This is a genomic window from Leisingera sp. MMG026 (genome assembly GCF_021654205.1).
In the GTDB taxonomy this organism is placed as follows: domain Bacteria; phylum Pseudomonadota; class Alphaproteobacteria; order Rhodobacterales; family Rhodobacteraceae; genus Leisingera.
Genome location: NZ_JAKFZM010000015.1, coordinates 15,057 through 41,833, shown reverse-complemented (window position 1 = coordinate 41,833; position 26,777 = coordinate 15,057). Strand labels below are relative to the sequence as shown.

Genomic DNA, 26,777 nt, shown 5'->3' with positions numbered 1-26,777 from the left:
GTTCAGTCAGCGATGCGCAACTGTAATCTGCGTCACGTCGCAATTGCCAGTCTTAAAGGCCGCAGCACAGGAAGTGAGGTAAAAGTTCCACATCTTGCGGAAGCGGTCATCAAATCCCATGCGGGCGATCTGATCCCAGCGCGCATTGAACGTGTCGTGCCAGCGCCGCAAAGTCTGGTCGTAGCTGTCGCCGAATTCAATCGACCGCACCACGCCCAGCCCTGCCCGTTCGATCTGGTCGCGCAGGACATTCGGGGACGGCAGCATGCCGCCGGGGAAGATGTGTTTCTGGATGAAATCGACGCCCTTACGGTAGATCTCCCAGCGCCGGTCGGCAACGGTGATGATCTGCAGCGTCGCCTTGCCGCCGGGGTTCAGCCGGTCGTGAATGGTACTGAAATACGCGGGCCAGTATTTCTGCCCCACCGCCTCGAACATCTCGATTGAAGCGATGCCGTCAAAACTGCCACGGCAATCGCGATAGTCCTGCAGGCGCAAATCAACTTGATTGGAAAGTCCTGCCTTTTCGATACGTTGCCGGGCAAAGTTCAGCTGCTCCTGACTGATCGTCAGACCGGTGACTTTCAGCCCCCGCTGATTGGCGGCATATTCCGCAAAGCCGCCCCAGCCGCAGCCGATCTCCAGCACATGGTCGCCGGGCCGCACCCCCATCTGATCCACCATTGAGGCGTATTTGGCGGTCTGCGCCGCCTCAAGGCTGTCCTGGCCGCTGCGGAACAGGGCGCTGGAATAGGTCATCGTGTCATCCAGCCACAACCCGTAGAAATCATTGCCCAGGTCGTAGTGGTACGAGATATTCTTTTGCGCCTGTTTGCGGTGATTGCGGTGCAGCCAGAAGCGGAAGCGTTCATAAGCGCGTGCCAGGCCCTGGCCCGGAAAACCGTCATAGACGGTATTGGCGCCCATATGCACCAGGTCCATAAAGGCCTGCAGGTCTGATGTGCTCCACCAGCCTTCCAGGTAAGCGTCGGCAAAGCCAAGATCGCCCTCGCGGATCAGCCGGGCAAAACAATCCGGATTACGGATGTGCAGATCAGCGGCGGGACCGGGATCGCGCCCGTTTGCGGAAAATATTCGCCCGTCCGGCAGGTGGATATCCAGCCGCCCGACCTCCATGGCCTTCACTTTGGCAAACACCGCAGCAAAGTAGCGCGGCAGATCTTTCTGGCCCTCAACGGACGTGTGCTTCATGCGCTTCCCCCTGTGAGACACGGACTGGCTACAGGGAAAAAGCTAGGCCGCAGGGGGCCTTCCGGCAAGAAAACTATGCGTTAGCGGTTTTCACGGGCACCGTGATAAGCCGCGAGCGCACGGTCGCGGCCCTCTTTCAGGCTAATGACCGGCTCTGCGCGGAGAGTGTCCGTTGAAAGGTTCCAGGACAGTGGCGCAGCGTCGAAGAAATCCAGCGCGGATTGCGGTGCATTGCCTTGCCCCTCGGCAATCCAGCGTCGCGTGTAAGCACCTGATGAGTCGAATTTTTCCAGCTGGCCGCTGGGGTTGAAGACACGGAAGAAAGGCGCTGCATCAGGACCGGAGCCAGCCACCCACTGCCAGCCCATGGCATTGGCGGCCGGGTCCCAGTCCACCAGCGTTTCCGCAAACCACTTCATTCCGATTTTCCAATGCGTCATCAGATGCTTGGTCAGGAAACTTGCCACGATCATACGGGCCCGGTTGTGCATCTTGCCGGTCACATACAGTTCGCGCATGGCGGCATCTATGAAACCGTACCCTGTCTGCCCCCGCTGCCAGGCCTGGACCTGGCGCGTGATGTCCTGCGACCAGGGAAAGGCCTGCCATTCGCTGCGCCAGCTGGCCGTCAGCATATGCGGCGAGTGGTACATCAGGTGATAGGCGAACTCGCGCCAGGCGACCTCTTTCAGGAAATGTTCCGCGCCCTGGCTGCCGCGCTCCATCGCCGCGCGGCCCAGGTGCCACATGCGGTGCGGGCTGATTTCCCCCCAGGCAAGGTTTTCCGACAGGCCGGAGGTGGCCTCCTCGCCCGGATAGTCGCGGCGCTCTTTATATGCGTCCACAGAATCTTCGAGGAATTCGTCCAGACGGTTCAGCGCGGCACCTTCGCCAACACGGCAGTAGCGGGCGACCACATCCGCGCCGCGGCGCATGGCGGCGCCCATATTCCAGGCGGAGATATCTTCACTGGCGGGCCAGTTTGCCGGTGCTGGCAACGTGGCGGGTGCCGGCAGCAGGCTGGTGACGCTGCGGCCCCGCACGGCCTTCCAGAACGGGGTGTAGACCTTGTACATGCCGCCGGTCTTGGTCTCGACCGTCCAGGGTTCAAACAACAGCCGCCCGCCGTGGGATTTGGCCGTGATCCCCTGTGCCGGGAGCTGCTGTTTCACTTCGGTGTCGCGGGCAATGGCCTGCGGATCATAAAGGCGGGACCAATGCACGGCCCCTGCCCCGGTTTCAACGGCCAGCTGCTGCAGCACGTCCAGCGCTCTGCCCCGGCGCAGGATCAGACGGGAGCCGGCCCTGGCCAGTTCCTGTGCGAAATGCTCCAGCCCCAGCCCAAGGCGGAACTTGGGCGCTGCGCCCAGCGCTTCGTCCTGTTCGTCGAGGATATAGACTGGAAGAACGGGCGCACCGGACGCGGCAGCAGCCGTCAGAGCCGGATTGTCACAAAGACGGAGATCCCGCCTTATCCACCAGATCACCGGGGAACTGCTGTTCATGCTGCTTTCCTTGCCTTGTCTGCGTTACAGCACCCGGTCCAAGACCTCAATCAGCTTGGCCACTTCTGCCTTGGTCGTGTAGTGGGTGAAGCTCATACGCAGCACGCCCTCGTTTGGATCAACGCCCATGGCGGAAAGGGCGCGCACAGCATAGAAATCGCCGCCGCCGGCCATGATGCCATATTCCGACATGGCCGCAGCAACCGGTTCCGCCGGGCGGTTCAGGGCAATCGCAACGGTCGGCGCGCGGGTTTCTGCAGTCGCAGGCCCTAGCAGGCGCACATTATTGCGGTCCTTTACCGCGTCCAGCAGCGGCTGCAGCAGAGCAGCCTCATGCGCGCGCATCAGATCGTGGACAAAGGCGCCGGTTTCGGCAGCAGTGCCCGCGTGACCGTGATGAGCCGCCAAGGTTTCAAAATAATCCGCCATGCCGGCCGAGGCCGCCACCTGGGCATGATCGGGGCCTGCAGGGGTGAAGCGTTTATAGAGTGTGTCCGCATTGAAGTAATGCGCTTGGTTCGGCAGCAGTGCGCCCAGCGCCTTGCGGATCACCATGATGCCCTGATGGGGGCCATAGGTCTTATAGGCGGAGAACAGGTAGATATCAGCGCCCAGGTCATCCACATTCGGCAACCCGTGCGGTGCATAAGACACGCCATCAACACAGACAAAGGCACCGGCGGCATGGGCCATGGCGGTGATCTCGGGCACCGGGTTGATCTCGCCCACCACGTTTGAGCAGTGCGGGAAGCAGACCAGGCGGACATTTTCGTCCAACAGGGTTTCCAGTTGCGCCACGTCCAGATGGCCGGTCTGCGGGTCGATCTGCCATTCGCGGATCTCGATCCCTTCCTCGGCCAGACGGCGCCAGGGGCCGGTGTTGGCTTCGTGGTCCTGATTGGTGACGATGATGGCTTCACCGGGCTTCATGAAGCTGCGGAAGGCCTGCGCCAGCACATAGGTGTTCTGGGTGGTCGAGGGACCAAAGCTCAGCTCCTCGGCAGCAACACCCATCAGCGCGGCCAGACGGGCGCGGGCCTCGTCCATCTCGGCGCCGCCGAGGCGCGAGGCCTCATAGGGGGCATAAGGCTGCACCTTGCGCTGGGTATAGAACCGGGTCAGCCGGTCAATCACCTGGCGGCAGGTATAGGAGCCGCCCGCGTTTTCAAAAAACGCCTGGCCCTGAAGGCCGGGTTCGCCAAAGGCCGGGAACTGGGCCCGGACAAAATCAATATCCAATGCGGTCATTGCTTTTCTTTCTCCTCAATCGCGTACCGGTCAGGTGACCCTGGTTCTTGGCAGCTGTTCCGGCAGGGCTGCGCTCCTGCGTAAGGATTGAGGGAACAGCTGCGGCCCTGCAAGCTGGAAATTTCGAATAAAACGCCGTGTACAAAGCCTGCCTGCCGGAGATGTTCCGGACCGCAAGCTGATGCCAGAAACTGGCAACAGCGCCTGTCATGCTGACCGCAGGCAAACACGGAGGATTTGATATGGCCTATACCCCCAAGGATTTCCTGGTCTGGGGCGAGCTGCCCGTCAGCGATTTGGACGCAGCAGTGACGTTTTATTCCAAGGTGACCGGTGCCGCGTTGAGCATCGACACCAGCGGTCCCAACCCGATGGCAATGTTCAAGCCTGCGGATCAGGCAACCGGCGTTGCCCTGCATCTGTATCCCGGCAAACCGGCAGGCGACGGACGCGGACCGACATTGCATCTGACCGCTGAGGGCGAGCTGGAAGATGTGATGGAGCGGGTCACGGATGCCGGCGGCAAAGTGGTCTCCCCCACTATCGAGATCCCGCCTGGCCGGTTCTTCTATGCCACCGACCCGGATGGCAACTCGGTGGGTTTCTTCAAATACAATGACTGACAAGCAACAGGCCCCGGAAAAGCACCGGGGCCTGTTGGTGCCATTCGGTCAGGTCTCAGCCGTTCACATCAACCACAACACGCCCCTTGACCTGGCCCTTGAGGATATCCGCCCCCAGCTGCGGCAGATCGCTCAGGACAGCGGGTTGGATCATTGCCTCCAGCTTGTCCATCGGCAGGTCCTTGGCGATCCGCTCCCAGGCGCGCAGGCGGTTGTCATAAGGCTGCATGACGGAATCGATGCCCAATAGGTTCACGCCGCGCAGCAGGAAGGGAATGACGGTGGCAGGCAGCCCGGCGCCGCCCGCAAGGCCGACAGCGGATACTGAGGCACCGTATTTCATCTGCCCCAGCACCCGTGCCAGCATGGCGCCGCCAACCGCATCGACACAGCCCGCCCAGTTTTCGCTTTCCAGCGGGCGTTTGGTGGTCTCGTTGATCTCATCGCGGGGCACAATCCGGGTGGCGCCCAGGGATTTCAAATAGTCTGCGGTTTCCGGTCGGCCCGTGACGCCGGCCGCCTCATAGCCGAGATTCGCCAGAATCGCAGTGGCCACCGAACCGACACCGCCCGCAGCACCGGTGACCAGAACGGGACCATGCCCGGGCTCCAGCCCATGATCCTCCAGCGCCATCACCGCCAGCATCGCGGTAAAGCCCGCAGTGCCCACTGCCATCGCCTGGCGGGTATCCAGCCCCTCAGGCAAAGGCACCAGCCAGTCGGCGCGCACGTTGGCCTTTTGGGAATAGCCGCCCCAATGCGCCTCGCCGACGCGCCAGCCGGTCAGCACCACCTTGTCGCCGGGTTTGTAGCGGTCATCCGAGGACGTCTCGACAGTACCGGCGAAGTCAATACCCGGCACATGCGGGTACTTGCGCACCAGTCCGCCGCCCGGGCCGACGCACAGGCCGTCCTTGTAGTTCACGGTGGAATACTCCACCGCCACGGTCACTTCTCCCTCGGGCAGGTCTTCCAAACTAAGCTGCTGTACCGCGGCAGACGTCTTACCGCTGTCTTCGTCCTTGTTCACAACCAGTGCATTGAACATTTCACATTCCCTTTCCAAAAACACAGCCAGATCCCATGTTCATCTGGCTAAATATATCCCGGGGGAGCCGCGGCCTGCCGTGGCGGGGGCAGCGCCCCACCCTTCCTACCGCCAGAACCTCCCCTGAACTGTTGCGGGCAGCATTCCCGCCGGGGTCTCCACTTCCATCACCGTGCCCGGCACCCAGTGGCTGCGGTCCACCATGCCAATCGCCGCATTCACCCGGAATTCGGGGGAGAAAATGGCTGATCCCACCTGACCCACCTGACGGCCATCAGCAAAAAGCGGCCAAGCATCCAGACAAGGCGGGATCTCTCCACCGATCACCAGCGGGCGGATCTGGCGCGCCGGACCGTTTGCTGCCTGTTCTGCCAGTACGGCTTTGCCGATATAATCCTCTGGCGAATTGCAGAACTTGCCCAGCCCGCATTCATAGGGCGTGTTGCCGCGGGTCATGTCGTTGCCATAACTCAGCAGCCCGCTTTCGATGCGTTCAATGGTGTTCGGGCAGCCTGCACGGACGTGCATGTCCTCCCCGGCGGCAAACAGCGCATCCCACAGCGGCATACCCAGATCCGCCCCTTCCACATAAATCTCAAATCCGCCCTGCTTGGACCAGCCTGAGCGCGCCACCACCAGCTCGACGCCCTGGAACGCCAGACGCTTGTAGCGGAAAAAGCGGATATCGCGCACAGCATCGCCAAACACCCGCGCCATCAGATCATCCGCCTTGGGTCCTTGAACAGCCAGCGGAGAGACATCCGGCTCCTCGATGTCGACATCAAAGCCCTTGGCGATGGCGATCCCCAGCGCGAACTGCAGCAGGTCGCCATCGGCCAGCGACAGCCAATAGTGGTCCGCCGCCAGTTTCACCGCCACCGGGTCATTCAGCATACCGCCGTTGTGATCCACCGTCGGCACATAATAGCACTGGTCATCCGCCATCCGGTCCATGTCGCGCGGGCTGATCAGCTTCATCAGCCGTAGCGCGTCCGGCCCTTTTATGCTGACCTGCCGTTCGCAGGACACATCCCAGACCTGCACATGCTCCTTCAGATGCGCGCAGTCGTATTCAAGACTTTCAAACACTGTCGCCAGCAGCATGTGGTTGTAGACAGTGTACCCCTTGACGCCTGCGGCCTCGACCCCTTTGGAAAAGGGCGTGCGCCGGATGCGGCGGGACGGAAAAATGTTCGCCAAACTCAAGTCTCCATATGAGCGTTACACAGTATAGTTTCCCAACAGCGGAGCCGGCCGGAACCGCCCCGCCAGCTTCGCCTTTGCTTGGAACCGGACCAGTCAATCGGGCAGATTTCAGCGGGTTTGCCGCCAATGTCCCAAACCCGGCCACAATCACGCACCCGCAGTTTCAGGCCCGTAGCCGCGATGATATCCGGCCCCATGCCGGTGCTCACGGAGTACATCATCCGCCAGGACACCAGAATGGCGGTAAAGAACCCAAGCCACAGACCTTGCGCAAGGATGATCCGAGCATTGCTTTCTCCCGACTCACGCCTTACTTTTTAAATGTCAGACTTTTAAATGTCAGACAAATGATTTTTTGCCGGGGCACCTCCGGCGTAGCGCCGCGTAAGGGCCCTGAGAATGAAGATTGACCCCAACAGTTCCGCTGATCTTTCGGTTCAGATAGCGCAGGCAATCAAGGATGCCATCATCTCGGGGGCGCTGATCGTGGATGCGCGGCTGCCCTCTGAAAGCGAGCTGTCGGAGCAGTTTCAGGTCTCCCGTTCCACCGTGCGGGAAGCGCTGAAGCGATTGGCGGCGCAGTCCTTGATCCGCACCCAGCGCGGCGCGACCGGCGGGGCGTTTGTAAACCGGTTGAGCTTTGAGGACGCCTATTCACAGCAAATCACCACCTCGACCCTGCTGCTAAGCATGAACGCGGTGAGCTTTGATACCGCCTGCGAAGCGCGCTATGCGCTGGAACGCTCTTGCGCGCCGCTTTCTGCGCAGCGCCGCACCCCGGATCAGCTGGCCACCATGCGGACGGAGATCTTCCGGCAAAACCAGCCCGGCCTGACCGATGAGGCCTTCTGCGCCTCGGACGTGGCGTTTCACCGGGCATTGGTGGATGGCGCGCACAATCCGGTGCTGTCCTACCAGTTGGCCGGTGCGGTGGAGGCCATGCAGCCGCTGATGAACATGATCACCTTTACCGCCCGCGACCGGGAAGTGATCACCGGTATCCACACCCGGATTGCCGATGCCATCCAGGCAGAAGACGGCACCACCGCTGCCACTGGCCTGCAGGAGCTGGAGAGCGAAACCCGGAAACTGGCATCCGACGTTTTTGCCAAGCGGGCGCAAAGGTAAGCGAGCAACGATTTATCAACCGTGCTCCGGCAATCTTTCCAATGGGGCACAGCTGTGAGTCGCCCTCCGCGCCACAGCTCAGCTGGTCCGAAGAACCAACCGGAACTTGCCGCCAACAATTGATGAAGCGAAGCGCGCGCAGGCATGCCAATCGCGGCGCAGAACGACGGAAACGCAACAGATGAATTTCCTGAACAGCCTTTCTTCCGCAGTACTGGCCGTGGCTGCCGGCGTCATTCCGGGGGTCTTCACCATTTTGCCCGCTGCAGCCGAAGGCATGTCTGTTGACGCAGTCATGACCGTGTTCAAGCAGCAACGCATCGGCGCGCTGGTGGTGTACACACCGCAAGCCCCCGCCCCAGCGGCGGACAACGGCCACGCCCCGGCGGTCTCCATGTCCTACACGCTCGGGCAAATGGGCGGCATGCAGACAGAAGAGCTGATGCGGATGATAGAGCAGCAGAGGATTGGCAGCCTCGTCGTCATTTCCCAGCCGCTGTCCTCCTCCTATGACCTGACTGCTGCAATGGCTGAAACCGCGGTGCCGCAATCGGACCCGCGTCCGCAGATCAACGTCTTTTTTGAATTCGGATCTGCAAGCATCGGGTCTTCGCAGCTCCCCGTGATCCGCACCGTCTGCAGCGCAATGAATGAGATGGGCGGCGGCGGCTTTGACCTGATCGGGCATTCAGACAGTGCCGGCGAACGGGACTACAACGATGTGCTTTCCCTGCGGCGCGCCATCAGTGTCCGCCGGGCCATGGAAAAAGAATGCAATGTTACCGGGAAGGGTATCAGCGTTGCAGGGGCCGGCGCGCGGACACCACTGGAACAGGATGATCCGGAGGGCGGCATGAACCGGCGCGTCGAAATCCGCGCGGCGCCTGTTGTTCAGGCAATGACGGCCACGGGCGCGATGACACTGCTGCAAAACATGGACACCCCCGGGAATTCCGGCCAGCAGTAAGGCCAGCAACCCGGACAGCAAGCTGGCGCTTAGGAACCGCCGCCAGGTGTCCCAGCCCCCGAAGTCCCTGGAAACCGCCTGTCCCCAAGTGTTCTGCCTTAGGGGCCGCTGGTAAAAACGCATGTTCTTCGGGCAGCTTTCACAAGTTCCCCGACCTGCCCCTTTTCATCCGGAAATTTCCTGCCTATATAAGAGCCGTTCCCTTGTGGAACTATGGACATAAACGCGCTCGCAATAAACGGATCGGACCCGGGGGCGGTACCCGGCGACTCCACCAAACATCCTTCATTTGGGGATCATGGGGTCGAAACAGGATCGACGGACGTCTAAAGGGGTTAGCTTTGTCTCGGCGGGGTGCCACCGTACCGGCCCAAACAGTACAATTGCAAATGACAATCGTGCTCCGGCAATGGCAGTAGCAGCGTAAGCTGTTAATGTCGCCGAAACTAAGCCCTTGCGCCTAGCAGCGTAAGGCGGGGTTCGCAGGTACCTGGCAACAGAAACCTGCACTTTCCGCCGTGTGTTTATGCTGCCGTTACGGCACCCTGCCAAAAATCATCTTTTTGGCGCTTTAAGTCTACTTGCAGCACCTGTAGCAGGCGCATCTGAACAGCAGCCTTTCTGCAGGCAGCCTGCCCTTGATGCCGCCTGCCCGACCCCAAACACACACCGGACTGAATGACCAACCCTATCATTGAACCCGAGATTACCGCAGTATCCCCGCGCCGGGCGGCGCCTGCGCACGATCTGCCGCAGCATTCAGCCGGGTGCGCCCCGGCCATGGCGGTCCCGTTTGACCCCGCATGCCCGGCTGAAATGCCTTTGACCCGGCTGCTGCATTACTGGTTTGAAGAGGTTTGGTGCAAAGGCAATATGGACGCTGTTGCCGAGGTGATGACACCGGGCACGCTGATTTACGGCGCAATCTCTGCCCTTGCGGAACCGGATTGCGACTATGGTGAAGTTGTCGCAGCGCTGCGCAACCTGCTGGGGCCGATGACCGTCACTTTCAGCCATGCAATGGAAACCGCAGACTGGGTGTCCGTCCGGCTTTTGGTCTGCACCAGCAACCCAAGCGATGGTATGCCCTTCCAGATCACTGGCCAGGTGATGGCGCGGGTGGCGGATGGCAGGATTGCAGAACTGCACTCCAACATGGATTACTTCCGGATGTTTGAGAAGCTGGGCCAGTTGCCGCCCGAGGCCCTGGCTGTTTGCATGACCGGCGAACGGTTGAAGTGACGGCGCATTACCGGCCTGCGCAATCTTGACAAAGCTGCCGTAAATGCGGTTCTTAGGATGCATGGGGACAACCGCGAACGCCCCGTGAGGCGACAAGCCCAAGGTTCGCATGTTAACCTTGCTCGCGAGGAGACATGCTTATGGCTGCCCCGAATGAAATCACCCCTGCCCAGCTCTTGCGTCTGATCGGCACGCCGAATGCGCCGGTTCTGGTTGATATCTGCATTGACGAAGACTTTGCCGCGGATCCCTTTCTGATCCCCGGCTCTTTCCGCCATTCCCATCAGGATATTGATGGCCTCAAGGCCCGCCTTAACGGGCGGCGCTGCGTGCTGATCTGCCAGAAGGGCATCAAACTGTCGCAAGGCCTGGCGGCCTGGCTGCGCAATGACGGGATCGAGGCGGAATACCTGCAAGGCGGCATGTATGCTTGGCGCGATCTGAAAGATGCGCCGCGGATTCCGGCCAGCGCCCTGCCGACGCCGGTGGGCGGCAGCAGCCTGTGGGTGACCCGCCACCGGCCCAAGATCGACCGCATTGCCTGCCCCTGGCTGATCCGCCGCTTTGCGGATCCTGACGCCCGGGTCCTGTTTGTCTCGCCGTCTGAAGTTGCCGGCGTTGCCGACCGGTTTGGCGCCACGCCGTTTGATGTTGAGGGCGTGTTCTGGTCGCACCGCGGACCGCTGTGCACCTTTGACACCATGCTGGATGAGTTCGGCCTCAGAACGCCTGCGCTTGACAGGCTGTCCCGGGTTGTGAGAGGCGCCGACACCAACCGGCATGATTTGGCACCCGAGGCGGCGGGCCTGTTGGCCCTCTCGGTCGGATTGTCGCGCCAGTTCAAAGACGACCATCAGCAGCTTGAGGCAGGTATGACCCTATATGATGCGCTATACCGCTGGGCCCGCGATGGCCAGGGCGAAGGCCACGACTGGCCTGCGGACCGCAAGGCATGAGCCATCCCAGCTGGACGGAGATGTTCCGTGTCTTCGGGCGCATCGGGGTGCTGAGCTTTGGCGGCCCCGCGGCGCAGATTTCGGTGATGCACAAGGAGCTGGTTGAAGACCGCCCCTGGCTGAGCGAGGACAGCTTTCTGCGAGGGTTGTCCTTTTGCATGCTGCTGCCGGGACCGGAGGCGATGCAGCTGGCGACCTATACCGGCTGGCGGATGCGCGGCACCGCCGGCGGGCTGCTGGCGGGGCTGTTGTTTGTGCTGCCGGGTGCGGCTGTGGTTGCGGCGCTGGTCTGGCTTTATGCGCAATACGGCACCCTGCCTGCAGTGCAATCCGCATTTCTGGGGGTCAAGGCGGCTGTGGTTGTCATCATCCTGCAGGCGCTGCGGCGGCTGGCGGGCAAGGCCCTGCACCATCCGCTGGACTGGGCGCTGGCGGGGTTCGGTTTTGCCGCGTTGTTCCTGTTCAACCTGCCGTTTCCGCTGGTGGTGCTGGCCGCCGCCTGTTTTGGCATACTACGCAAAGACGTCAGCTCCGGCGGTCCTGCACACAGCCCCCCTGCCCGCAACGGCAGCACTCTGCGCACCATTGCAGTCTGGGGCGGATTGTGGCTGCTGCCGCTGATTGCCCTGTCGCTGTCCGGGGCGGGGTTTCTGGCGGACATCGGCTGGTTCTTTTCCAAACTCGCCGTGGTGACCTTTGGCGGTGCATATGCGGTGCTGGCCTATATCAGCCAGACCGTGGTGAGCCAGTTCGGCTGGATCACTGCCGGGCAGATGATTGATGCGCTGGGACTGGCCGAGACAACCCCTGGCCCGCTGATCCTGGTCACCCAGTTCGTCGCCATGCTGTCAGGTCTGACGCAGGGCGGGTCCGGGCTGTTCCTGGCCGCAGGCGCGGTGGCGCTTTGGGCCACCTTCATGCCGTGTTTTCTGTGGATCTTCGCCGCCGCGCCTTATGTAGAGCGCATCGCCGCGCATCCGCGGCTTGGCATGGCGCTAAAGGCGGTAACGGCCACGGTGGCCGGTGTCATTCTGAACCTGTCCGTGTGGTTCATGATGCATGTGGGTTTTGCCGGAACGCAGGTGATCGAAGCCGGCATTCTGCACATGCCTGTTCCGATCTGGAGCAGTATGAACAGCACTGCGGTTCTGCTGGTTCTGCTGGCACCGTTTGCCGCTTGGATGGTTCGCGGCAATATGCTGTTGCTGCTGGCGGTGATGGCAGCGGCCGGCCTGGCCGTTGCGGAATTCCCGTTTGCAATCAGCTGACTGCCGATACCTGCAAAGTACCGTCAGCCGCAATAAAATTTGATCCTGCGAAAAGGCTGCCCTTTTGTTTCCGCCAGAATCTCCTATGCTGGGAACAAATGAACAAAGGGTGACTGCATGTCCCGTGAAATCGACTATGGCAACCTGATGCACTCTGCCATGCGCGGCCTGATCCGGACCGTGCTGCAGGATATCTCCGACAATGGCTTGCCCGGTAACCACCACTTTTTCATCACCTTCGACACAGCCCACCCGGATGTGGAGCTGGCCGATTGGCTGTCCGACCGTTATCCCGGTGAAATGACCGTTGTCATGCAGCATTGGTTCGACAATCTGACCGTCGATGAGGACGGCTTTGCGGTCACGCTGAATTTCGGTGATTCCCCGGAACCGCTCTATATCCCCTATGACGCGATCCGCACATTCGTGGACCCGTCGGTGGAATTCGGACTGCGGTTTGAGTCTGCCGATGAAGAGCCGGAGGGCTTTTCCGCGGTCACAGATGCGGCTGAGGAACAGGACGGCGCCGAGGAGCCTGAGGAAGAAGACAAGAAAGACGCGGATGTCGTGTCGCTGGACAGCTTCCGCAAATAGGCGGGCTGACCCATCGCGCAGTATCGGGCAGCCTGACCGGCTGCCTTTTTCATGTCCGGCCTGCTCTTTGGCCTATTGCCTGGCCAGGAAGGTCTCCAGCCGCCGGCGCGGTTCGCCGTTCAGCCGTGAAATGTAAACCAGATCCAGCCCGCCATCGGCCAGGGTCCTGTCATACTGCTGCATCTCGTAGTCGCCGTTCGGGTGAATAAACAGCGAAAAGACCGTCAGCGTTTCGCCAGTCAGCCGGCCCCAGACGAAGGGTTCGCCTTCCATCGGGTTCAACGGCACCGCATGGCCAAACACATTGCGTGTCATTGCAGCTGAATAGACACCATTGCGCCCGCTATGCTGGAACTCGATCTCATAGGTCTTGGTCTTTTTGCGACCGTCATCCTTTTCAGTGGTCGAGGTCCATTTGATGGTGAACCCCTTCTTCATCTCATGGATGATAACGCTCATGTCCCGGGGGTCGGTGTCGCCATCTGTCTTGACGACGTCGACGCTGCCGGAATATTCGCCGGCAAACTGCGCAATACCGGCGGCGATCCCCTGCACGGCCCCGCACAGCAGCACGCAGGCGGCCAATGCAGGCACGGCCAGGGATTTCAGTGACAGAATTTTATACTGACGGATTGGCACGTTCTTTTCCTTTCCGGATGCAAATTACCCGTCTCACGCCCCGCCCCACGCACTGTAACCATAGCATGGATTGAGACAATGGCATGGATTGGATTGCGCCAATTCGACACTATACCTTACCTGCCATTTGGCTATGCTGCGCGCAACTGGCCAATTGCGCCGCATTGCGGCACAGGCTACACGGCATACAATCGCATACCCAACGGAGAGAAGACGGATGTCCGAAACCCGCACCGAAACCGACAGCTTTGGCCCGCTTGAGGTCCCCGCAAACAAGTATTGGGGCGCTCAGACCCAGCGGTCGATCATGAACTTCCCGATCGGCTGGGAAAAGCAGCCTGTCGCCATTGTGCGCGCGCTGGGGGTGATCAAACAGGCCTGCGCCATGGCCAACAAGGCCTCGGGCAAGCTGGACGCCCGGATCGGCGACGCGGTTATTCAGGCCGCCGGCGAGGTGGTCGCGGGCAAATTCGACGACAACTTCCCGCTGGTGGTGTGGCAGACCGGCTCCGGCACCCAGTCCAACATGAACTCCAACGAGGTGATCGCCAACCGTGCGATTGAAATCCTGGGCGGCGTGATCGGCTCCAAGGACCCGGTGCATCCGAACGATCACTGCAACATGGGCCAGTCTTCCAACGACACTTTCCCCACCGCCATGCATATTGCCACCGCAATGTCCGTTCGCGACGTGCTGGTGCCGGGCCTGACCAAACTCGCCGAAGGGCTGGAGGCAAAAGCCGAGGCGTTCAAGGACATCATCAAGATCGGCCGCACCCATACCCAGGACGCCACCCCGCTGACGCTGGGCCAGGAGTTCGGCGGTTATGCGCATCAGATCCGTCAGGGTCTGGCCCGGGTCGAGGCGGCGATGCCTGGCATCTATGAGCTGGCGCAGGGCGGCACTGCGGTTGGCACCGGGCTGAACACGCAAAAAGGCTGGGGCGAGACGGTCGCTGCCAATATGGCCGAAATCACCGGCCTGCCCTTTGTCACTGCTCCAAACAAGTTTGAGGCACTGGCCGCCCATGACGCCATGGTGTTCCTGTCCGGCGCGCTCGCGACCATCGCGGGCAGCTGCTACAAGATCGCCAACGACATCCGCTTCCTCGGCTCCGGCCCGCGCTCGGGCCTGGGTGAGCTGATCCTGCCAGAGAACGAGCCGGGCTCCTCAATCATGCCGGGCAAAGTAAATCCGACACAGGCAGAGGCACTGACCCAGGTGGCCGCCCATGTGATGGGCAATGATGCCGCGATCAAATTTGCAGGCTCGCAGGGTCATTTCGAACTGAATGTCTACAACCCGATGATGTCCTACAACCTGCTGCAATCCATCCAGCTCTTGGGCGATGCGGCGGACAGCTTTACCGAGCGGATGCTGAACGGCATCCAGGCCAATGAGCCGCGCATCGACAAGCTGATGAAAGAGTCGCTGATGCTGGTCACTGCACTGGCGCCGACCATCGGTTACGACAATGCCACCAAGGTTGCCAAAACCGCGCATAAGAACGGCACCACGCTGAAGGAAGAGGCGGTCGCGCTTGGCTTCGTGGACGAGGCGACCTTTGATGCCGTTGTCCGTCCCGAGCAAATGATCGGCCCCAAGGACTGATGGCTGGTTCCGGTTCAGGCCCGGTCAATCTGAACCGGTATCGCAAGGAAAAGGCGCGGGCTGAGAAAAAGGCCCGCGCCGACCAGAACGCTGTGACCTACGGGCGGACCAAGGCGGAAAAGGAATTGGACAAGGCACGCAATGTGCAAGACGTCCGGCGCCTGGATGACCATAAGCGCGACGAATGAACAGCCGCCCCAAGAAGCACTCTCTGACCTTGCGCGGGCACCGGACGTCGGTGTCGCTGGAGGATGACTTCTGGGATGCCTTCCGCGAGATTGCCGCGCAGGACGGCCGTGCAATCAATGATTTAGCGGCCGGAATTGATGAAGCCCGCGGCGAGGATTGCGGATTGGCCTCAGCGATCAGGCTGTTTGTGCTGCACCGGTTAAGGGCACGTTAACCACGGTTTGGCATCGTGCTGTTATGCAAGTGCCTGTGCCTCTCACCGCTGATGCCTGGATACAGCAGCTTTTCCAGTCCCAAGCTGCTGCAAAAGGCGGTGTTGTCCGCCGCCAGAAGCGCGATATTGAACGGCTGCTTGGCTGGGACCGCTTTCACTACGAACTTAAGCGCCGTGGATTTCGAGCCGTCGAAAACGCAGGTCAGGTAGTGATCTTCTGCAATCAGGATACCGTGCGCATCATCCAGTGATGCAAATTTCTTCGAAGAAATTTGCCAAGAAAATTCGAATTTTCTTGGCTAACGCCGCGACAGCTGCAGCCAGATCCCATTCTTCGACCGCACCGTAAGATGCGCCACGGGCACCGGCGTCTGCGCCGTAACCGGAACCACACGGAACGCGCGCAGGATCATCGACAGGATCAACGGTCCTTCCACCATGGCAAACCCTGCGCCGGTACAGACACGTGCTCCGGCCGAGAAAGGGATGTACGCGTCCCGCTGGCACTGCTTGCCGTTCTCCGTTTGCCAGCGGGAAGGGTCAAACCCATCCGGGTTTTCCCACAGCCGCTCATGCCGGTGCAGATGCCAGGGACTGAGCACCATCTGCGCGCCCTTTGGCACGCCTCGGTCACGGAATTGCTCTGGACAGGCTGCCTCGCGCACCATCATCGGCACCGGCGGATACAGCCGCAGGGTTTCGCGGAACACGTCCCGGCTGACCCTCAGCTTTGAAACCGCGGCAAAGCTTTCATCCGCCAGCGCCTCAGCCTCAGCTGCCACCTTCTCTTGCCAATCAGGGTAAAGCGCCATCAGATACAGCGCCCAGGCCAATGCCGAGGCGCTGGTTTCATGGCCCGCAAGAAAGAAGATCGCGACCTGATCCACCATTTCGGCGGTATCAAAGGTGCTGCCTGTTTCCGGGTCCCGGGTGGTCATGATTTTAGTGGCCAGGTCATCCGGCGCCGTGCCCGCCTTGATGGCATCCATTCGTTCGCGGGTCAGCTGTGCAATCAGTGTCCGGATCACCTCAGCGTTCCGGCGGGTGCCGCGGCGGAAAAACCGTGGCATCCAGCGCGGCAATGAGACAAAGGCCGCCAGATTCAACAGCGGCTGGCTGCGCTGGTAGTCGCGGAACCGGCTGAAAACCTGTCCCGCAACCTGATGCTCGATCGGGATCGAGAACAGCGTGCGAAAGATTACATCCGCCGCTGCATGCGACGTTTCCTCCTCGATCTCGACAAGTCCTTGCCGCGCCTTCAGCCGTTCCACTGCAGCCTCTGCTGCGGCGCGCATCGCCGGGTATGTGTCCTTAAGCCGTCCGCCTTCAAAGGCCGGGTCGATGATCCGCCGCTGCCGTTTCCAGGCCTCGCCATTGGTCAGGAAAACGGAGTTCCCCAGCAAAGGCTTCAACCCCTCGGCAATCCGGTCCGACTTGGGGAAATCTTCGGGTCGCTCTTTCAGCAGCACTTTCACCAGCTCCGGCTGGTTGACCAGGAAGGACCGGAAAAAAGGCGTGCGGAACTCGGCCATCCAGGCGCGGTACAGGCGCGCGGGCTGGGCCGACAGAATATCCTGACGGAACAGTTTCACATAGCGCCACAGCGAGACGCGGTCCGGGCGTGCGGGCGGTTTCGGCGGCATGGCTTGTGTCATTCAGCGGCCACCGAGGTGAACTTCGAAACAGCCGCATCAATACGGGACTGCGACGGCTTTCGGTCCTTGTAGCGTTCCGCCAGCGTCAGCGGTCCGGCGGTGATGCGGAAGTAGTCATAGTCGCCCGGCCGGTCGAAGGCGCAGAGATACTGAAAGTGCAGCCGGAAAAACCGCCAGCGCAGCTGTTGCCAGCGTTCCGGGCTGAGGGTCTGGGTGAAGGCGGCAGAGAACACCAGCGGCCAGCGCTTGCCCTCAACCGCGACGCCGCTGACCGACACCGGATCGCACAGTGCAAAAGCGCAGCCATCGCCTGGCGCAGTGACATCGACCCAGGCCAGCTCGTGCCGCTGGGACAGATACTGCAGATCAGCCCTTAAACGCACGGCCCGCGGCAAAAAGGACACCATGGGCACAACCTGCCCCAAGGTCAGAAACCCCAATGCCGGCCGATTAGTTGGCAGCCCCGCGCGGATCAGATCCGCCAGGACGGACACACCGACATGAGCGCCGGAGGAATGCCCCGCCACCAGCACCTCGTCCAGATCCGGATCTTGCAGCGCCTCCGAGATCAGCGCGCGGAACTCGCGCATCCGCGCTTCCATTTCCGGCGGGATGGCACCGCGGGAGGCCGCGGAATGCGCATAATCGTGCATCAGGTAATAGGCGAAGAACTTGCCGTCCCGCTTTTTGAACCAGCGCAGCAGCGCGTAGCCGCAACCAAGACCCAAGGCCCAGCCAATAGCCAGCGCTACCGGACCTGAAAGGCCGGCGGGACCTGCTATCGCCCCAAAGGCATAGGCAACACCCCACGCCAGCAACAGCGCCAGAAACGCCTGCAAAAGCAGCATCCCCACCGGGTAAAGCGCGGCGATCACCGGCCCTTTGCGCAGACGCATCAGCCGCCGCAGCGCTCCAGTAGAGATATAGATCCAGGCAGTGCGCAACAGCTGCCAATAGGTGCCGGGAATGGTTGCTTCCATACTGCCGCGGACGATGTCGGACCAGACCAGCACCTCGATGTCAGCCTCGGTCCGGCGCCCCTGCATCTCTGACACAACGTGCCAGCCATAGGGACCTTTGGTCTGCTTAGGTGACAGTGACAGGCTGTAGCCGGAAATCCCGGCCTGCGCTGTGCCTTCCTTGCGGTACAGCTCGCGGTAACGGCGCGGGTGAATCGGATCATAGCCGGGTATGTAGAATACCCGCCGCTTGCGCACCTGCTGTTGACCATGCTCCTGCTGTGTCACGCCTTGGCCTGCATCCTTGTTCTGCGGCCAGACTAGCCGTGCATTCCGGCAAGAGTAAGGCCAGGAATGGAAAAGAAAAAGGGGTCCGAAGACCCCTTTGAACATCTCAGGCTCAGCCCAGCGTTGCCAGTGCCGGGAAGGTTTCCAGCAGCCACCAGGAGAAGGTGGTGAACAGCCCGGTAACCAGCATAATGCCGACACCCAGCAACAGCCCGCCCATCACCTTTTCAATCAGTCCCATATGGCGCTTCATCTTGTTCATCAGCACCATGGAACGGGTGAGAAACATCGCCGCCAGCAGAAAGGGAATGCCCAGGCCTGCGGCGTAAACGCCGAGCAGGATTGTGCCGCGGCTGACTGATGCTTCCGAGGCGGCAAGCGACAGGATCGCGCCCAGCTGCGGCCCGATGCAAGGCGTCCAGCCAAAGGCAAAAGCCAGCCCCAGAACATAAGCCCCCAAGGCGGAGCCGCCGGACTCGCCTGCCTCCATCCGCGCCTCGCGGTCCAGCAGCGGAATGCGGAACACAGACAGGAAATGCAGGCCGAATATGATCACCACCACACCTGAAACTTGCGCAAAAAGCTCCTGATTTTTCAGCACAAATGCACCAAAAACCGAGGCGGTGAAGCCCAGCAGCAGGAACACGGTGGACAGCCCCAACACAAAGAACAGCGCCGCAATGACCGCCTTGCGCCGGGCTGCGCCGGTGCCTTGCATCTCGCCGATGGTCACTCCGCTCATATAGGCCAGATACGGCGGCACGATCGGCAGGACGCAGGGCGACAGAAAACTGATCACGCCGCCTAGCAGCGCCACCAGCATGGCAGGGAGCAGCCCTGCGTCTATGATCTCGATTCCAAACATGTCCCACACTTATGCCAGCAATTGACCAACGTCACGGGGCGGGTTGGTCACATCCTTGTGGACAGCATGAAACATCCCGCTTATCTGCACACCATGACCGAGATCAATGAGACATTAGACGCCATCGGGCTGCTGTGCCCCCTGCCCGTCCTTAAAGCCCGCAAGCGGTTGAAATCGCTGCAGCCCGGCCATGTGCTGCAACTGCTGGCAGATGATCCGGCAGCGGTGATCGACGTGCCGCATTTCTGCAATGAGGCGGGCCATGAATTCCTCGGCCACAGCGACGGTGCAGGCCACCAGGTCTATCTGATCCGCAAGGGCAACTAAGACCAAAGCCGCCTTGGCGCCCAGTCCGCACAGCTGCGGAAATCGACACGAAGTCCGGCGTTGATACCGCGTGGATTCCGAACGGAGTCACGCGCCAGGATGCCCTTTCCTGACACGCCGACGGCAGCGTTGCCATCGCCGGCAATACCGCCAAAAAAGAAAGGCAGGCGCTTTGGCCTGCCTCTCCCATTAGTTATCACTTAGCAATCAACTGCCCACCGACCACCAGCCGCGGCGTTTCGGCTTGGGCGGTGCTGCCGGTTCCGGGTCAGCCGCAGCAACGGCCATCGCAGGTTCCGGCTGCTTCTCCTGTTCCGAAGACGTCTGCTCCGGCTGGGCGGCCTCTTCTGCAGCAGGCTGTTCCGCCACCGCCTCGGCAGCCGCATCAGGTGCTGCCTCCACAGGTTCTTTCTCCGGTACAGCCTCGGCTTCAGCGGCAACCGGTTCTGCCGGCGCAGCTTCCACTTCAGCAGCGGTGACTTCCGCCGGAGCAGTGGAATCTGCCGGAACAGTGGCTTCTGCCGGAGCGCCATCTTGGGCTTCTGCAGCACTGTCGGCGGCAGGCTCAGCATCCGGGGCAGCAGCGGCTGCTGCGCCTTTCGCAGCGTCTTCAGACGGCGCCTGTGCAACGGATTCCGCTGCAGGGGCCTCCTCAGCGTCAGCCGCGGCCGGGGCGTCCTGCACAGAGGCTTCGGCAGGCTCAACAGCGGCGGGAGCCTCTTCTGCAGTCTCTGCCTCAGCCGGTTTGGCCTTCGGCTTGCGCGACCGGGTCCGGGTGCGGCTGCGGGAAGGTTTCTTTTCCTTCACCTCTTCTGCGGCAGCGCCTTTGTCTTCGGCGGCAGCCTCCGCAGGCTCAGCTGCGTCATCCTGCTGCTTCGGCTCGTCAGACGCCTCATCGCCGTTTTCGCCATCCTGGCCCTGCTCGCCATTGCCGGATTTCCGGCGGCGGCGGCGGCGGCGCTTGCGCTTGGGCTTGTCGTCCTGCGCAGCATCGTCATCGGTGCTTGCGGCCTCCTCAACGGCTGCAGGCGCTTCTTCTTCGTCCTGAGTGGCTTCCTCAGCGTCCACCTGATCCATGATCGAGGTATCAACGGACACCACCGGAGCAGTCGCAGCAGGCACCACGCGGGAGGCGGTTTTGAACTTCTCCAGCACAAAATCCGGGCTGACCAGATGCGGATCGCCTTCGATGCGCACGGACAGGCCGTAGCGCGCCTCGATCTGGGCGATGTGTTCGCGCTTCTGGTTCATCAGGAAATTGGCGATGGAGACCGGGCAGCGCACCAACACTTCGCGGGAGCGGCGGCGGGTGCCCTCTTCTTCAATCTGGCGCAGGATCGACAGCGCCATCGAGTCGTCGGAGCGGATCAGGCCGGTGCCGTGGCAATGCGGGCACGGCGCGGTGGTCGCCTCGATCATGCCGGGGCGCAGGCGCTGGCGCGACATTTCCATCAGGCCAAAGCCCGAGATCCGGCCCACCTGGATGCGGGCACGGTCGGTCTTCAGCTTGTCCTTCATGCGCTTTTCGACGGCGGCGTTGTTTTTGCGCTCGTCCATGTCGATGAAGTCGATCACGATCAAACCGGCAAGGTCGCGCAGACGCAGCTGGCGGGCGACTTCTTCAGCCGCCTCCAGATTGGTGTTAAGCGCGGTTTCCTCGATCGAGCCCTGTTTGGTGGCCCGGCCCGAGTTCACGTCGATTGCCACCAGCGCTTCGGTCACGCCGATCACGATGTAGCCGCCGGATTTCAGCTGCACGGTCGGGTTGAACATGCCTGCCAGGTAGCTTTCCACCTGGAAGCGGGCAAACAGCGGCAGCCCTTCCTGGTAGTTCTTCACGTTCTTGGCATGGGACGGCATGATCATTTTCATGAAGTCCTTGGCGATGCGGTAGCCGCGCTCGCCCTCAACCAGAACTTCGTCGATCTCGCGGCTGTAAAGATCGCGGATCGAGCGTTTGATCAGGTCGCCTTCTTCATAGATCTTGGCCGGCGCGATAGATTTCAGTGTCAGCTCACGGATCTGTTCCCACATCCGCTGCAGGTATTCATAGTCGCGCTTGATCTCGGATTTGGTGCGTTTGGCACCGGCGGTGCGCACGATCAGGCCCGCGCCGGTCGGCACGTCCAGTTCGGTTGCGATATCCTTCAACTTCTTGCGGTCATCCGCGTTGGTGATTTTGCGGGAGATGCCGCCGCCGCGGGCAGTGTTGGGCATCAGCACGCAATAGCGGCCGGCCAGCGACAAATAGGTGGTCAGGGCCGCACCCTTGTTGCCGCGCTCTTCCTTGACGACCTGCACCAGCAGGACCTGGCGGACCTTGATGACTTCCTGGATCTTGTAGCGGCGCGGACGCGGCTTGCGCGGCGGACGGATGTCCTCGCTGTCGTCCTCATCGGCAACGGATTCGATGCTGTCATCTTTGGAGGTTGCATCGGCACGGCCGGTTTCGCCCGCGTCTTCATCGCTGTCGCCGCTGTCTGCGGTGTCAGCACCGGCATTGGCAGATGCGGCCTCCGGAGCAGCCGTTTCTGCATCGTCCTTGGCTGCTTCGGCGGCTGGTTCGGTGCCGGCATTTGCTTCGGCTGCAGGCTCATCCGCAGCTTCTGCGGGTGCCTCTTCAGCAGCGGCGGCCTCAACTGCCGCCCCTTCAGGTGCTTCTTCGCCAGCAGTCTCAGCGGGTCCGGCAGCCACTTCAGCTTCGGCTGCCTCAGGTGCAGACGCATCATCGTCTTCCGGCTCTTCCACCGGCGTTTCCGCGACATGCTCCACCGGCGAGGACCCTTCCGGCACGTCCGCCAGATCATCCCCGGCCTCAGCACTGTCGCTCAGGTCGATGGTCTCCATTCCGGCGATTTCAGCGGTCTTCTCCTCAGAGGCCTCAACCTCCTTGGTTTCCACCGCATCATCGGAAGAGGTCTTGGCAGCCTTGGCGGCGGATTTGGAGCGGCGCGACCGTTTGGGCTTGGCCGGTTTTTCGTCGTCTTCCTCGTCGCGGGCGCGCATCGCTTCGGCATAGGCGCGTTCTTCCTCCATCAGCGCCTCACGGTCGGCGACGGGGATCTGGTAATAATCCGGGTGGATTTCGGAGAACGCCAGGAAACCATGACGGTTGCCGCCATAGTCCACAAACGCCGCCTGCAGCGATGGTTCGACCCGGGTTACTTTTGCGAGGTAAATGTTGCCAGCAAGCTGGCGTTTATTTTCGGATTCAAAGTCGAATTCCTCAACCTTGTTTCCATCCACAACCACAACACGGGTCTCTTCCGCGTGGGTGGCGTCGATAAGCATCTTCTTTGCCATGTGTCCTTGGTGCACCTGCCCTGTGCGTCCGCAAGCCACTTGTCTCCAGGCGGCCGCGCACGTTTCGGGTGGTGTCTTGTCAGGGCGATCTGGGACGGCGCGGTGCAGCAGGTGGTCCCGGGATCGATGCCCGGCCTTCCTGCCTCAGTGCTTTTCGCTCTCGCGCGCGTCATCGCGGTTCTTCTCCGGCAGGCGGGTGCTGCCCGTCCCTGCCACATTATCCCGGCACCGGCTTAAATTCCGGCTTGGGCGCTAAACTGCCCTCCAAAGTTCGGAGGGCCAATCGGTCTGACTGCAGCTTTCTCGGATCATGCCGGACAAAAACCGCAGTCAGCGAAACTCATAAGAACGGGGGAACCATACACCGGTTTCCGGCCCGTTTGGTCAGCATAAGGCCTGTGGATAGGTAATGACAATGGACATTCGTCACCACGGGCATTGAAAATGAAACCTGCCGGCCCATAGCAGACAACGCATTAAATTATGGTAAGTTTTCAGCCGGCTGCCGGAGTTCCAATAGAACTCCGGCGCGCAAGCATTTGTTTTCCCGGCCGGTTCCCATGCCGAAAACAGCAGCGGCGGCGGTTACGCCAGATAGTCGGACCGCTGCAGGCCGTATTTGGCCATCTTCTCGTTCAGCGTCCGGCGCGGCAGGCACAGCTCGTCCATCACGCTGGCAATAGACCCTTTGTGGCGGCGCATGGTGTTGTCGATCAGCATCCGCTCAAAGGCTTCCACATATTCCTTCAGCGGCTTGCCTTCAGTGGTCATCACCGGCTGCATTTCCTCGTGATCGGACATCAAGAGCGAGGCAATGGTGCCTGACCCCCGGCGCGACTGCAGGACCGCGCGTTCGGCGATGTTGATCAGCTGACGCACGTTGCCCGGCCAAGGTGCCTGCAGCAGCTGTGCCGCCTCCTGCGCGCTGACCTGCGGCGCTTCGCAGCCGTATTCTTCCGAGAATTGCTCGGACAGGCGGGTGAACAGCGTCAGGATATCTTCGCCGCGCTGGCGCAGCGGCGGCACGGTGATGCGCAGCGCTGCCAGGCGGTAGAACAGATCCGGGCGCAGCGCGTCTTCGCAGGTCTTGCCCGCTTCCTGCAGGTTGGAAATGGCGATGATCCGGGTTTCTGCCGGGGTGCCCTGCTCGTTGATCACACTCAGCAGCTTGGCCTGCAATGTCTCAGACAGCGCATCGATATCTTCCAGCACCAGGGTGCCGCCGCGGGCTTCCTCGACTGCTGGCAGCATGCTGTCTTCGGGTAGCATCGGCCCGAACAGACGCTTGGCCAATGCTTCCTCTTCCAAGGCGGCGCAGGAGATCAGCACGAATTTCTTGCCCGCCCGGCTGCCAACCGCGTGCAGCGCATGCGCTACCAGGGTTTTGCCGGTGCCGGTCTCGCCGTCGATCAGCACATGGCCGTCAGCCTGCCCCAGATCCAGGATATCTTCGCGCAGGCGCTCCATCACCGGGCTTTGGCCGATCAGCTTCTTCATGATCTGGCCGCCATCCGACAGCTCGCGCCGCAGCGCCCGGTTGTCCAGCGTCAGACGGCGGGCACCGGTGGCGCGCTTGGCCAGCTCCGACATACGGTCCGGGTTGAACGGTTTTTCCAAGAAGTCGAAGGCACCCACGCGCATCGCCTCCACCGCCATCGGCACATCGCCATGGCCGGTGATCATGATCACCGGCAGCGCGGAATCGCTGCCCATCAGTTTTTTCAGAAACTGCATCCCGTCCATGCCGGGCATCTTAATGTCGGAGATCACGATCCCCGGGTAATCCGGCCCCAGCACCTTGAGCGCTTCTTCGGCGCTGGAGAAGGTCTCGGTGTCGTAACCCGACAATGCCAGCCACTGGCTGATCGACTGCCGCATATCCTGTTCGTCGTCCACGATCGCGATTTTCATAGCCTGGGCCATGCGCGTTCTCTCCTAATCTTCAGGGGCTGCTTCATTCCGCAGCCTCGATACCGTCCACCAGGACCGGCAATTGCATCTCAAAGACCGCGCCGCCGTTCTGGCCGTTGCGGGCAGTCAGCCGTCCCCCTAGGTCGTTGACGATCCCCGAGGAGATGGCAAGACCCAAACCAACCCCGTCGCCGGGCTGCTTGGTGGTGTAGAACGGCTCGAACAATTCATCGAAGTCGTTGATCCCCACCCCGTTGTCGCGCACAGACAGCGTCGCCGTCTCACCCGCGGCCAGCAGGATTTCCACCTCCGGGTCGGCCACCGATTTGGTGGCGTCCAGCGCGTTACGCAAGAGGTTGACCATGACCTGTTCCAGCCGCATCCGGTCGCCCATCACCATAACAGGTTCTTCGGGCAAAATCCGGGTGATTTTCACATGCCGCTGACGCAGCTGCGGTTCCATCATCGACAGGCTGGAGGCCAGCGCATCGCCCACGTTTACAGGGCTGAACGTATCGCCGCCCTTTCGCGCGTAGGATTTCAGCTGCCGGGTGATCGCCCCCATCCGTTCGATCAGATCATCAATCCGGCCAAAGGAGGCCAGCGCCTCATCCGGGCGGTTGCGGTTAAGCAGCAGACGGGCGCCGGCCAGATAGGTTTTCATCGCTGCCAGCGGCTGGTTCAGCTCGTGGCTGACGGCAGCCGACATCTCACCCAAGGCGGCCAGTTTCGAGCTTTGCGCCAGGCTCTGTTCCGCCACTGCAAGGGTCTTTTGCATCCGTTCCCGCTCGGCAATTTCCCGCTGCAAGCGGGCGTTCAATACGCGAAGCTCTGCCGACTCGCGCTGGAACAGCGCCATACGCAGCGCCGTTTTCCGGCTGAGCGCGTAGAACGCCAGCGCCAGCAGGATGGCGAATCCCATAATTTCCAGCGCCAGCACTGCGTTAACCCGCTCGCGCACCGAGGAATAAGTGGTGAAGGACGCCATCCTCCAGCCCTGGAACGGCACCCGGGTTTCCAGCCGCATCACCGCCTCGCCCTGAAGATAGGCGTCCGGCGGCAGCGCGGTCCAGTCGGTGGTTGCTCGGATCGCCCGCTGGATGGCGCCCTCGGGGGTCTGCAGGGTCAGCGCGTCGCCTTCCTGCAGCCCGCGCCAGCGCGCCTCGGTGGCCAGGATGATATTGCCGGTGCTGTCGGTGACCAGCACCGCATCGGAAATCCCGGCCCAGGCCCGTTCGAACTTCTGCAAGTCCACCTCGACCACAATCGCGCCCAGCACGCCGGTCGCATCGATCATCCGCCGGGAATAGGTGAAACGGTAGCCGCCCACTTCCCGCGGGATCACCGAAAAAACTGTCGATTTGGCCCGGATCGCATCGACAAAATAGGCAGCATTGCGATGGGTCTCGCCCAACCGGTTGCGGTCGGTTGCGGCCACAGTGCGGCCATCCTGCGCCAGCAGCATGATCGACGCCGCGCCAATCTCATCCACAAATGAGATCAGCCGCTGGGTGGACAGGGAAAAGTCATTGGATTGCAGTGCCGAAATCAGCGTCTGGTCGCGCGCCAGCAGCTGCGGCACAATTGCATGCTGGCGCAGCTCGCTCAGCAGGTTGCCCGAATACAGCGCCAGCCGCAGCTCGGCCCGGTTGCGGGTGCTTTCGGTAAAACGGTGGGTCAGCGCCCGGTTTGTGGTCCACACGGTGACAGCCGCCACCAGCATAAACAGCACAAGCGACAGCCGCGCGCGCCACGAAATCGTGCGCGAGCCGGTCTTCCGCTTGGGTTTGGTCACATCAAAGCGCGGGGCGGTCATAA

Annotated in this window: 24 protein-coding genes and 1 other RNA gene; 13 read left to right on the top strand and 12 right to left on the bottom strand. The window is 61.6% G+C overall.

Annotated elements, in window-relative coordinates; all coding sequences use genetic code 11:
• Positions 1-6 precede the first annotated feature (6 nt).
• The 3 genes from L1069_RS10175 to L1069_RS10165 all read right to left on the bottom strand — a co-directional run bounded on the left by L1069_RS10175 (position 7) and on the right by L1069_RS10165 (position 3,965).
• The gene (locus tag L1069_RS10175; RefSeq protein ID WP_237455599.1) at positions 7-1,212 is read right to left on the bottom strand and encodes a cyclopropane-fatty-acyl-phospholipid synthase family protein; all 1,206 of its coding nucleotides are present in this window, start codon (positions 1,210-1,212) and stop codon (positions 7-9) included.
• 80 nt (positions 1,213-1,292) lie between these two features.
• The gene (locus L1069_RS10170; protein ID WP_237455598.1) at positions 1,293-2,717 is read right to left on the bottom strand and encodes a deoxyribodipyrimidine photo-lyase; all 1,425 of its coding nucleotides are present in this window, start codon (positions 2,715-2,717) and stop codon (positions 1,293-1,295) included.
• Positions 2,718-2,741: 24 nt separating this feature from the next.
• The gene (locus tag L1069_RS10165) at positions 2,742-3,965 is read right to left on the bottom strand and encodes an aminotransferase class V-fold PLP-dependent enzyme (protein WP_237455597.1); all 1,224 of its coding nucleotides are present in this window, start codon (positions 3,963-3,965) and stop codon (positions 2,742-2,744) included.
• A 242-nt stretch (positions 3,966-4,207) separates the two neighbouring features.
• Between L1069_RS10165 and L1069_RS10160 the strand changes: the two genes are divergently transcribed.
• Positions 4,208-4,588, top strand: a complete 381-nt coding sequence (locus L1069_RS10160; protein ID WP_129372902.1) for a VOC family protein — start codon at positions 4,208-4,210, stop codon at positions 4,586-4,588.
• Between the two features lie 55 nt (positions 4,589-4,643).
• Here the strand turns inward: L1069_RS10160 and acuI are convergent, their stop codons facing one another.
• Positions 4,644-5,636, bottom strand: a complete 993-nt coding sequence (gene acuI / locus L1069_RS10155) for an acryloyl-CoA reductase (protein WP_237455596.1) — start codon at positions 5,634-5,636, stop codon at positions 4,644-4,646.
• Between the two features lie 105 nt (positions 5,637-5,741).
• Positions 5,742-6,836, bottom strand: a complete 1,095-nt coding sequence (locus L1069_RS10150) for a dimethylsulfoniopropionate demethylase (RefSeq protein WP_237455595.1) — start codon at positions 6,834-6,836, stop codon at positions 5,742-5,744.
• A gap of 405 nt (positions 6,837-7,241) precedes the next feature.
• Here L1069_RS10150 and L1069_RS10145 point away from each other — a divergent pair, with 405 nt between their 5' ends.
• From L1069_RS10145 to L1069_RS10115, 7 genes are all read left to right on the top strand, one after another.
• Entirely contained in the window at positions 7,242-7,970 is a 729-nt protein-coding gene (locus L1069_RS10145) for a FadR/GntR family transcriptional regulator (protein WP_129371124.1), read from the top strand.
• 181 nt (positions 7,971-8,151) lie between these two features.
• Positions 8,152-8,937, top strand: a complete 786-nt coding sequence (locus tag L1069_RS10140; protein ID WP_237455594.1) for an OmpA family protein — start codon at positions 8,152-8,154, stop codon at positions 8,935-8,937.
• Between the two features lie 158 nt (positions 8,938-9,095).
• Positions 9,096-9,448, top strand: a transfer-messenger RNA (tmRNA) gene (ssrA, locus tag L1069_RS10135).
• Between the two features lie 167 nt (positions 9,449-9,615).
• Positions 9,616-10,179, top strand: coding sequence for a nuclear transport factor 2 family protein (locus L1069_RS10130; RefSeq protein ID WP_237455593.1), 564 nt, complete (start codon positions 9,616-9,618; stop codon positions 10,177-10,179).
• A gap of 140 nt (positions 10,180-10,319) precedes the next feature.
• Positions 10,320-11,135: a sulfurtransferase/chromate resistance protein gene (locus tag L1069_RS10125; protein ID WP_237455592.1), complete on the top strand. Its 816-nt coding sequence runs from the start codon at positions 10,320-10,322 to the stop codon at positions 11,133-11,135.
• Positions 11,132-12,403, top strand: coding sequence for a chromate efflux transporter (gene chrA, locus L1069_RS10120; protein WP_237455591.1), 1,272 nt, complete (start codon positions 11,132-11,134; stop codon positions 12,401-12,403). Before L1069_RS10125 ends, chrA begins: the two co-directional genes overlap by 4 nt.
• Positions 12,404-12,520: 117 nt before the next feature.
• Positions 12,521-12,997, top strand: a complete 477-nt coding sequence (locus tag L1069_RS10115) for a ClpXP protease specificity-enhancing factor SspB (protein ID WP_129371128.1) — start codon at positions 12,521-12,523, stop codon at positions 12,995-12,997.
• Between the two features lie 72 nt (positions 12,998-13,069).
• Here L1069_RS10115 and L1069_RS10110 read toward each other — a convergent pair whose 3' ends face one another.
• A complete protein-coding gene (locus L1069_RS10110) occupies positions 13,070-13,636 on the bottom strand; it encodes a hypothetical protein (protein WP_237455590.1) in 567 nt (188 codons plus the stop codon).
• A 217-nt stretch (positions 13,637-13,853) separates the two neighbouring features.
• Here L1069_RS10110 and fumC point away from each other — a divergent pair, with 217 nt between their 5' ends.
• From fumC to L1069_RS10090, 4 genes are read left to right on the top strand one after another with little or no spacing between them, the layout of a single operon-like run.
• On the top strand, positions 13,854-15,248 hold the full coding sequence (gene fumC / locus L1069_RS10105; protein WP_129371129.1) for a class II fumarate hydratase: 1,395 nt from the start codon (positions 13,854-13,856) through the stop codon (positions 15,246-15,248).
• Complete coding sequence (locus tag L1069_RS10100; protein WP_129371130.1) at positions 15,248-15,436, top strand: DUF4169 family protein; 189 nt, start codon at positions 15,248-15,250, stop codon at positions 15,434-15,436. Before fumC ends, L1069_RS10100 begins: the two co-directional genes overlap by 1 nt.
• Positions 15,433-15,651, top strand: coding sequence for a ribbon-helix-helix domain-containing protein (locus L1069_RS10095; RefSeq protein WP_129371131.1), 219 nt, complete (start codon positions 15,433-15,435; stop codon positions 15,649-15,651). The genes L1069_RS10100 and L1069_RS10095 overlap by 4 nt, the downstream gene beginning before the upstream one ends.
• Before the next feature lie 35 nt (positions 15,652-15,686).
• On the top strand, positions 15,687-15,902 hold the full coding sequence (locus tag L1069_RS10090; RefSeq protein WP_343328055.1) for an N-(5'-phosphoribosyl)anthranilate isomerase: 216 nt from the start codon (positions 15,687-15,689) through the stop codon (positions 15,900-15,902).
• Positions 15,903-15,950: 48 nt separating this feature from the next.
• Here the strand turns inward: L1069_RS10090 and L1069_RS10085 are convergent, their stop codons facing one another.
• The 3 genes from L1069_RS10085 to L1069_RS10075 form a co-directional block, all read right to left on the bottom strand.
• Complete coding sequence (locus L1069_RS10085) at positions 15,951-17,306, bottom strand: cytochrome P450 (protein WP_237455589.1); 1,356 nt, start codon at positions 17,304-17,306, stop codon at positions 15,951-15,953.
• Positions 17,303-18,553: a hypothetical protein gene (locus L1069_RS10080; RefSeq protein WP_237455588.1), complete on the bottom strand. Its 1,251-nt coding sequence runs from the start codon at positions 18,551-18,553 to the stop codon at positions 17,303-17,305. The genes L1069_RS10085 and L1069_RS10080 overlap by 4 nt, the downstream gene beginning before the upstream one ends.
• 112 nt (positions 18,554-18,665) lie before the next feature.
• Positions 18,666-19,418 (bottom strand): cytochrome c biogenesis protein CcdA, encoded by a 753-nt coding sequence (locus tag L1069_RS10075; RefSeq protein WP_134830030.1) that lies wholly within the window; start codon positions 19,416-19,418, stop codon positions 18,666-18,668.
• A gap of 93 nt (positions 19,419-19,511) precedes the next feature.
• Here L1069_RS10075 and L1069_RS10070 point away from each other — a divergent pair, with 93 nt between their 5' ends.
• Complete coding sequence (locus L1069_RS10070; RefSeq protein ID WP_237455641.1) at positions 19,512-19,745, top strand: sulfurtransferase TusA family protein; 234 nt, start codon at positions 19,512-19,514, stop codon at positions 19,743-19,745.
• Between the two features lie 207 nt (positions 19,746-19,952).
• Here the strand turns inward: L1069_RS10070 and L1069_RS10065 are convergent, their stop codons facing one another.
• The 3 genes from L1069_RS10065 to L1069_RS10055 form a co-directional block, all read right to left on the bottom strand.
• The gene (locus tag L1069_RS10065) at positions 19,953-23,048 is read right to left on the bottom strand and encodes a ribonuclease E/G (protein ID WP_237455587.1); all 3,096 of its coding nucleotides are present in this window, start codon (positions 23,046-23,048) and stop codon (positions 19,953-19,955) included.
• A gap of 585 nt (positions 23,049-23,633) precedes the next feature.
• Positions 23,634-24,971 (bottom strand): sigma-54 dependent transcriptional regulator, encoded by a 1,338-nt coding sequence (locus tag L1069_RS10060; protein ID WP_129371135.1) that lies wholly within the window; start codon positions 24,969-24,971, stop codon positions 23,634-23,636.
• A gap of 31 nt (positions 24,972-25,002) precedes the next feature.
• On the bottom strand, positions 25,003-26,775 hold the full coding sequence (locus L1069_RS10055; protein WP_134830032.1) for an ATP-binding protein: 1,773 nt from the start codon (positions 26,773-26,775) through the stop codon (positions 25,003-25,005).
• Positions 26,776-26,777 lie beyond the last annotated feature (2 nt).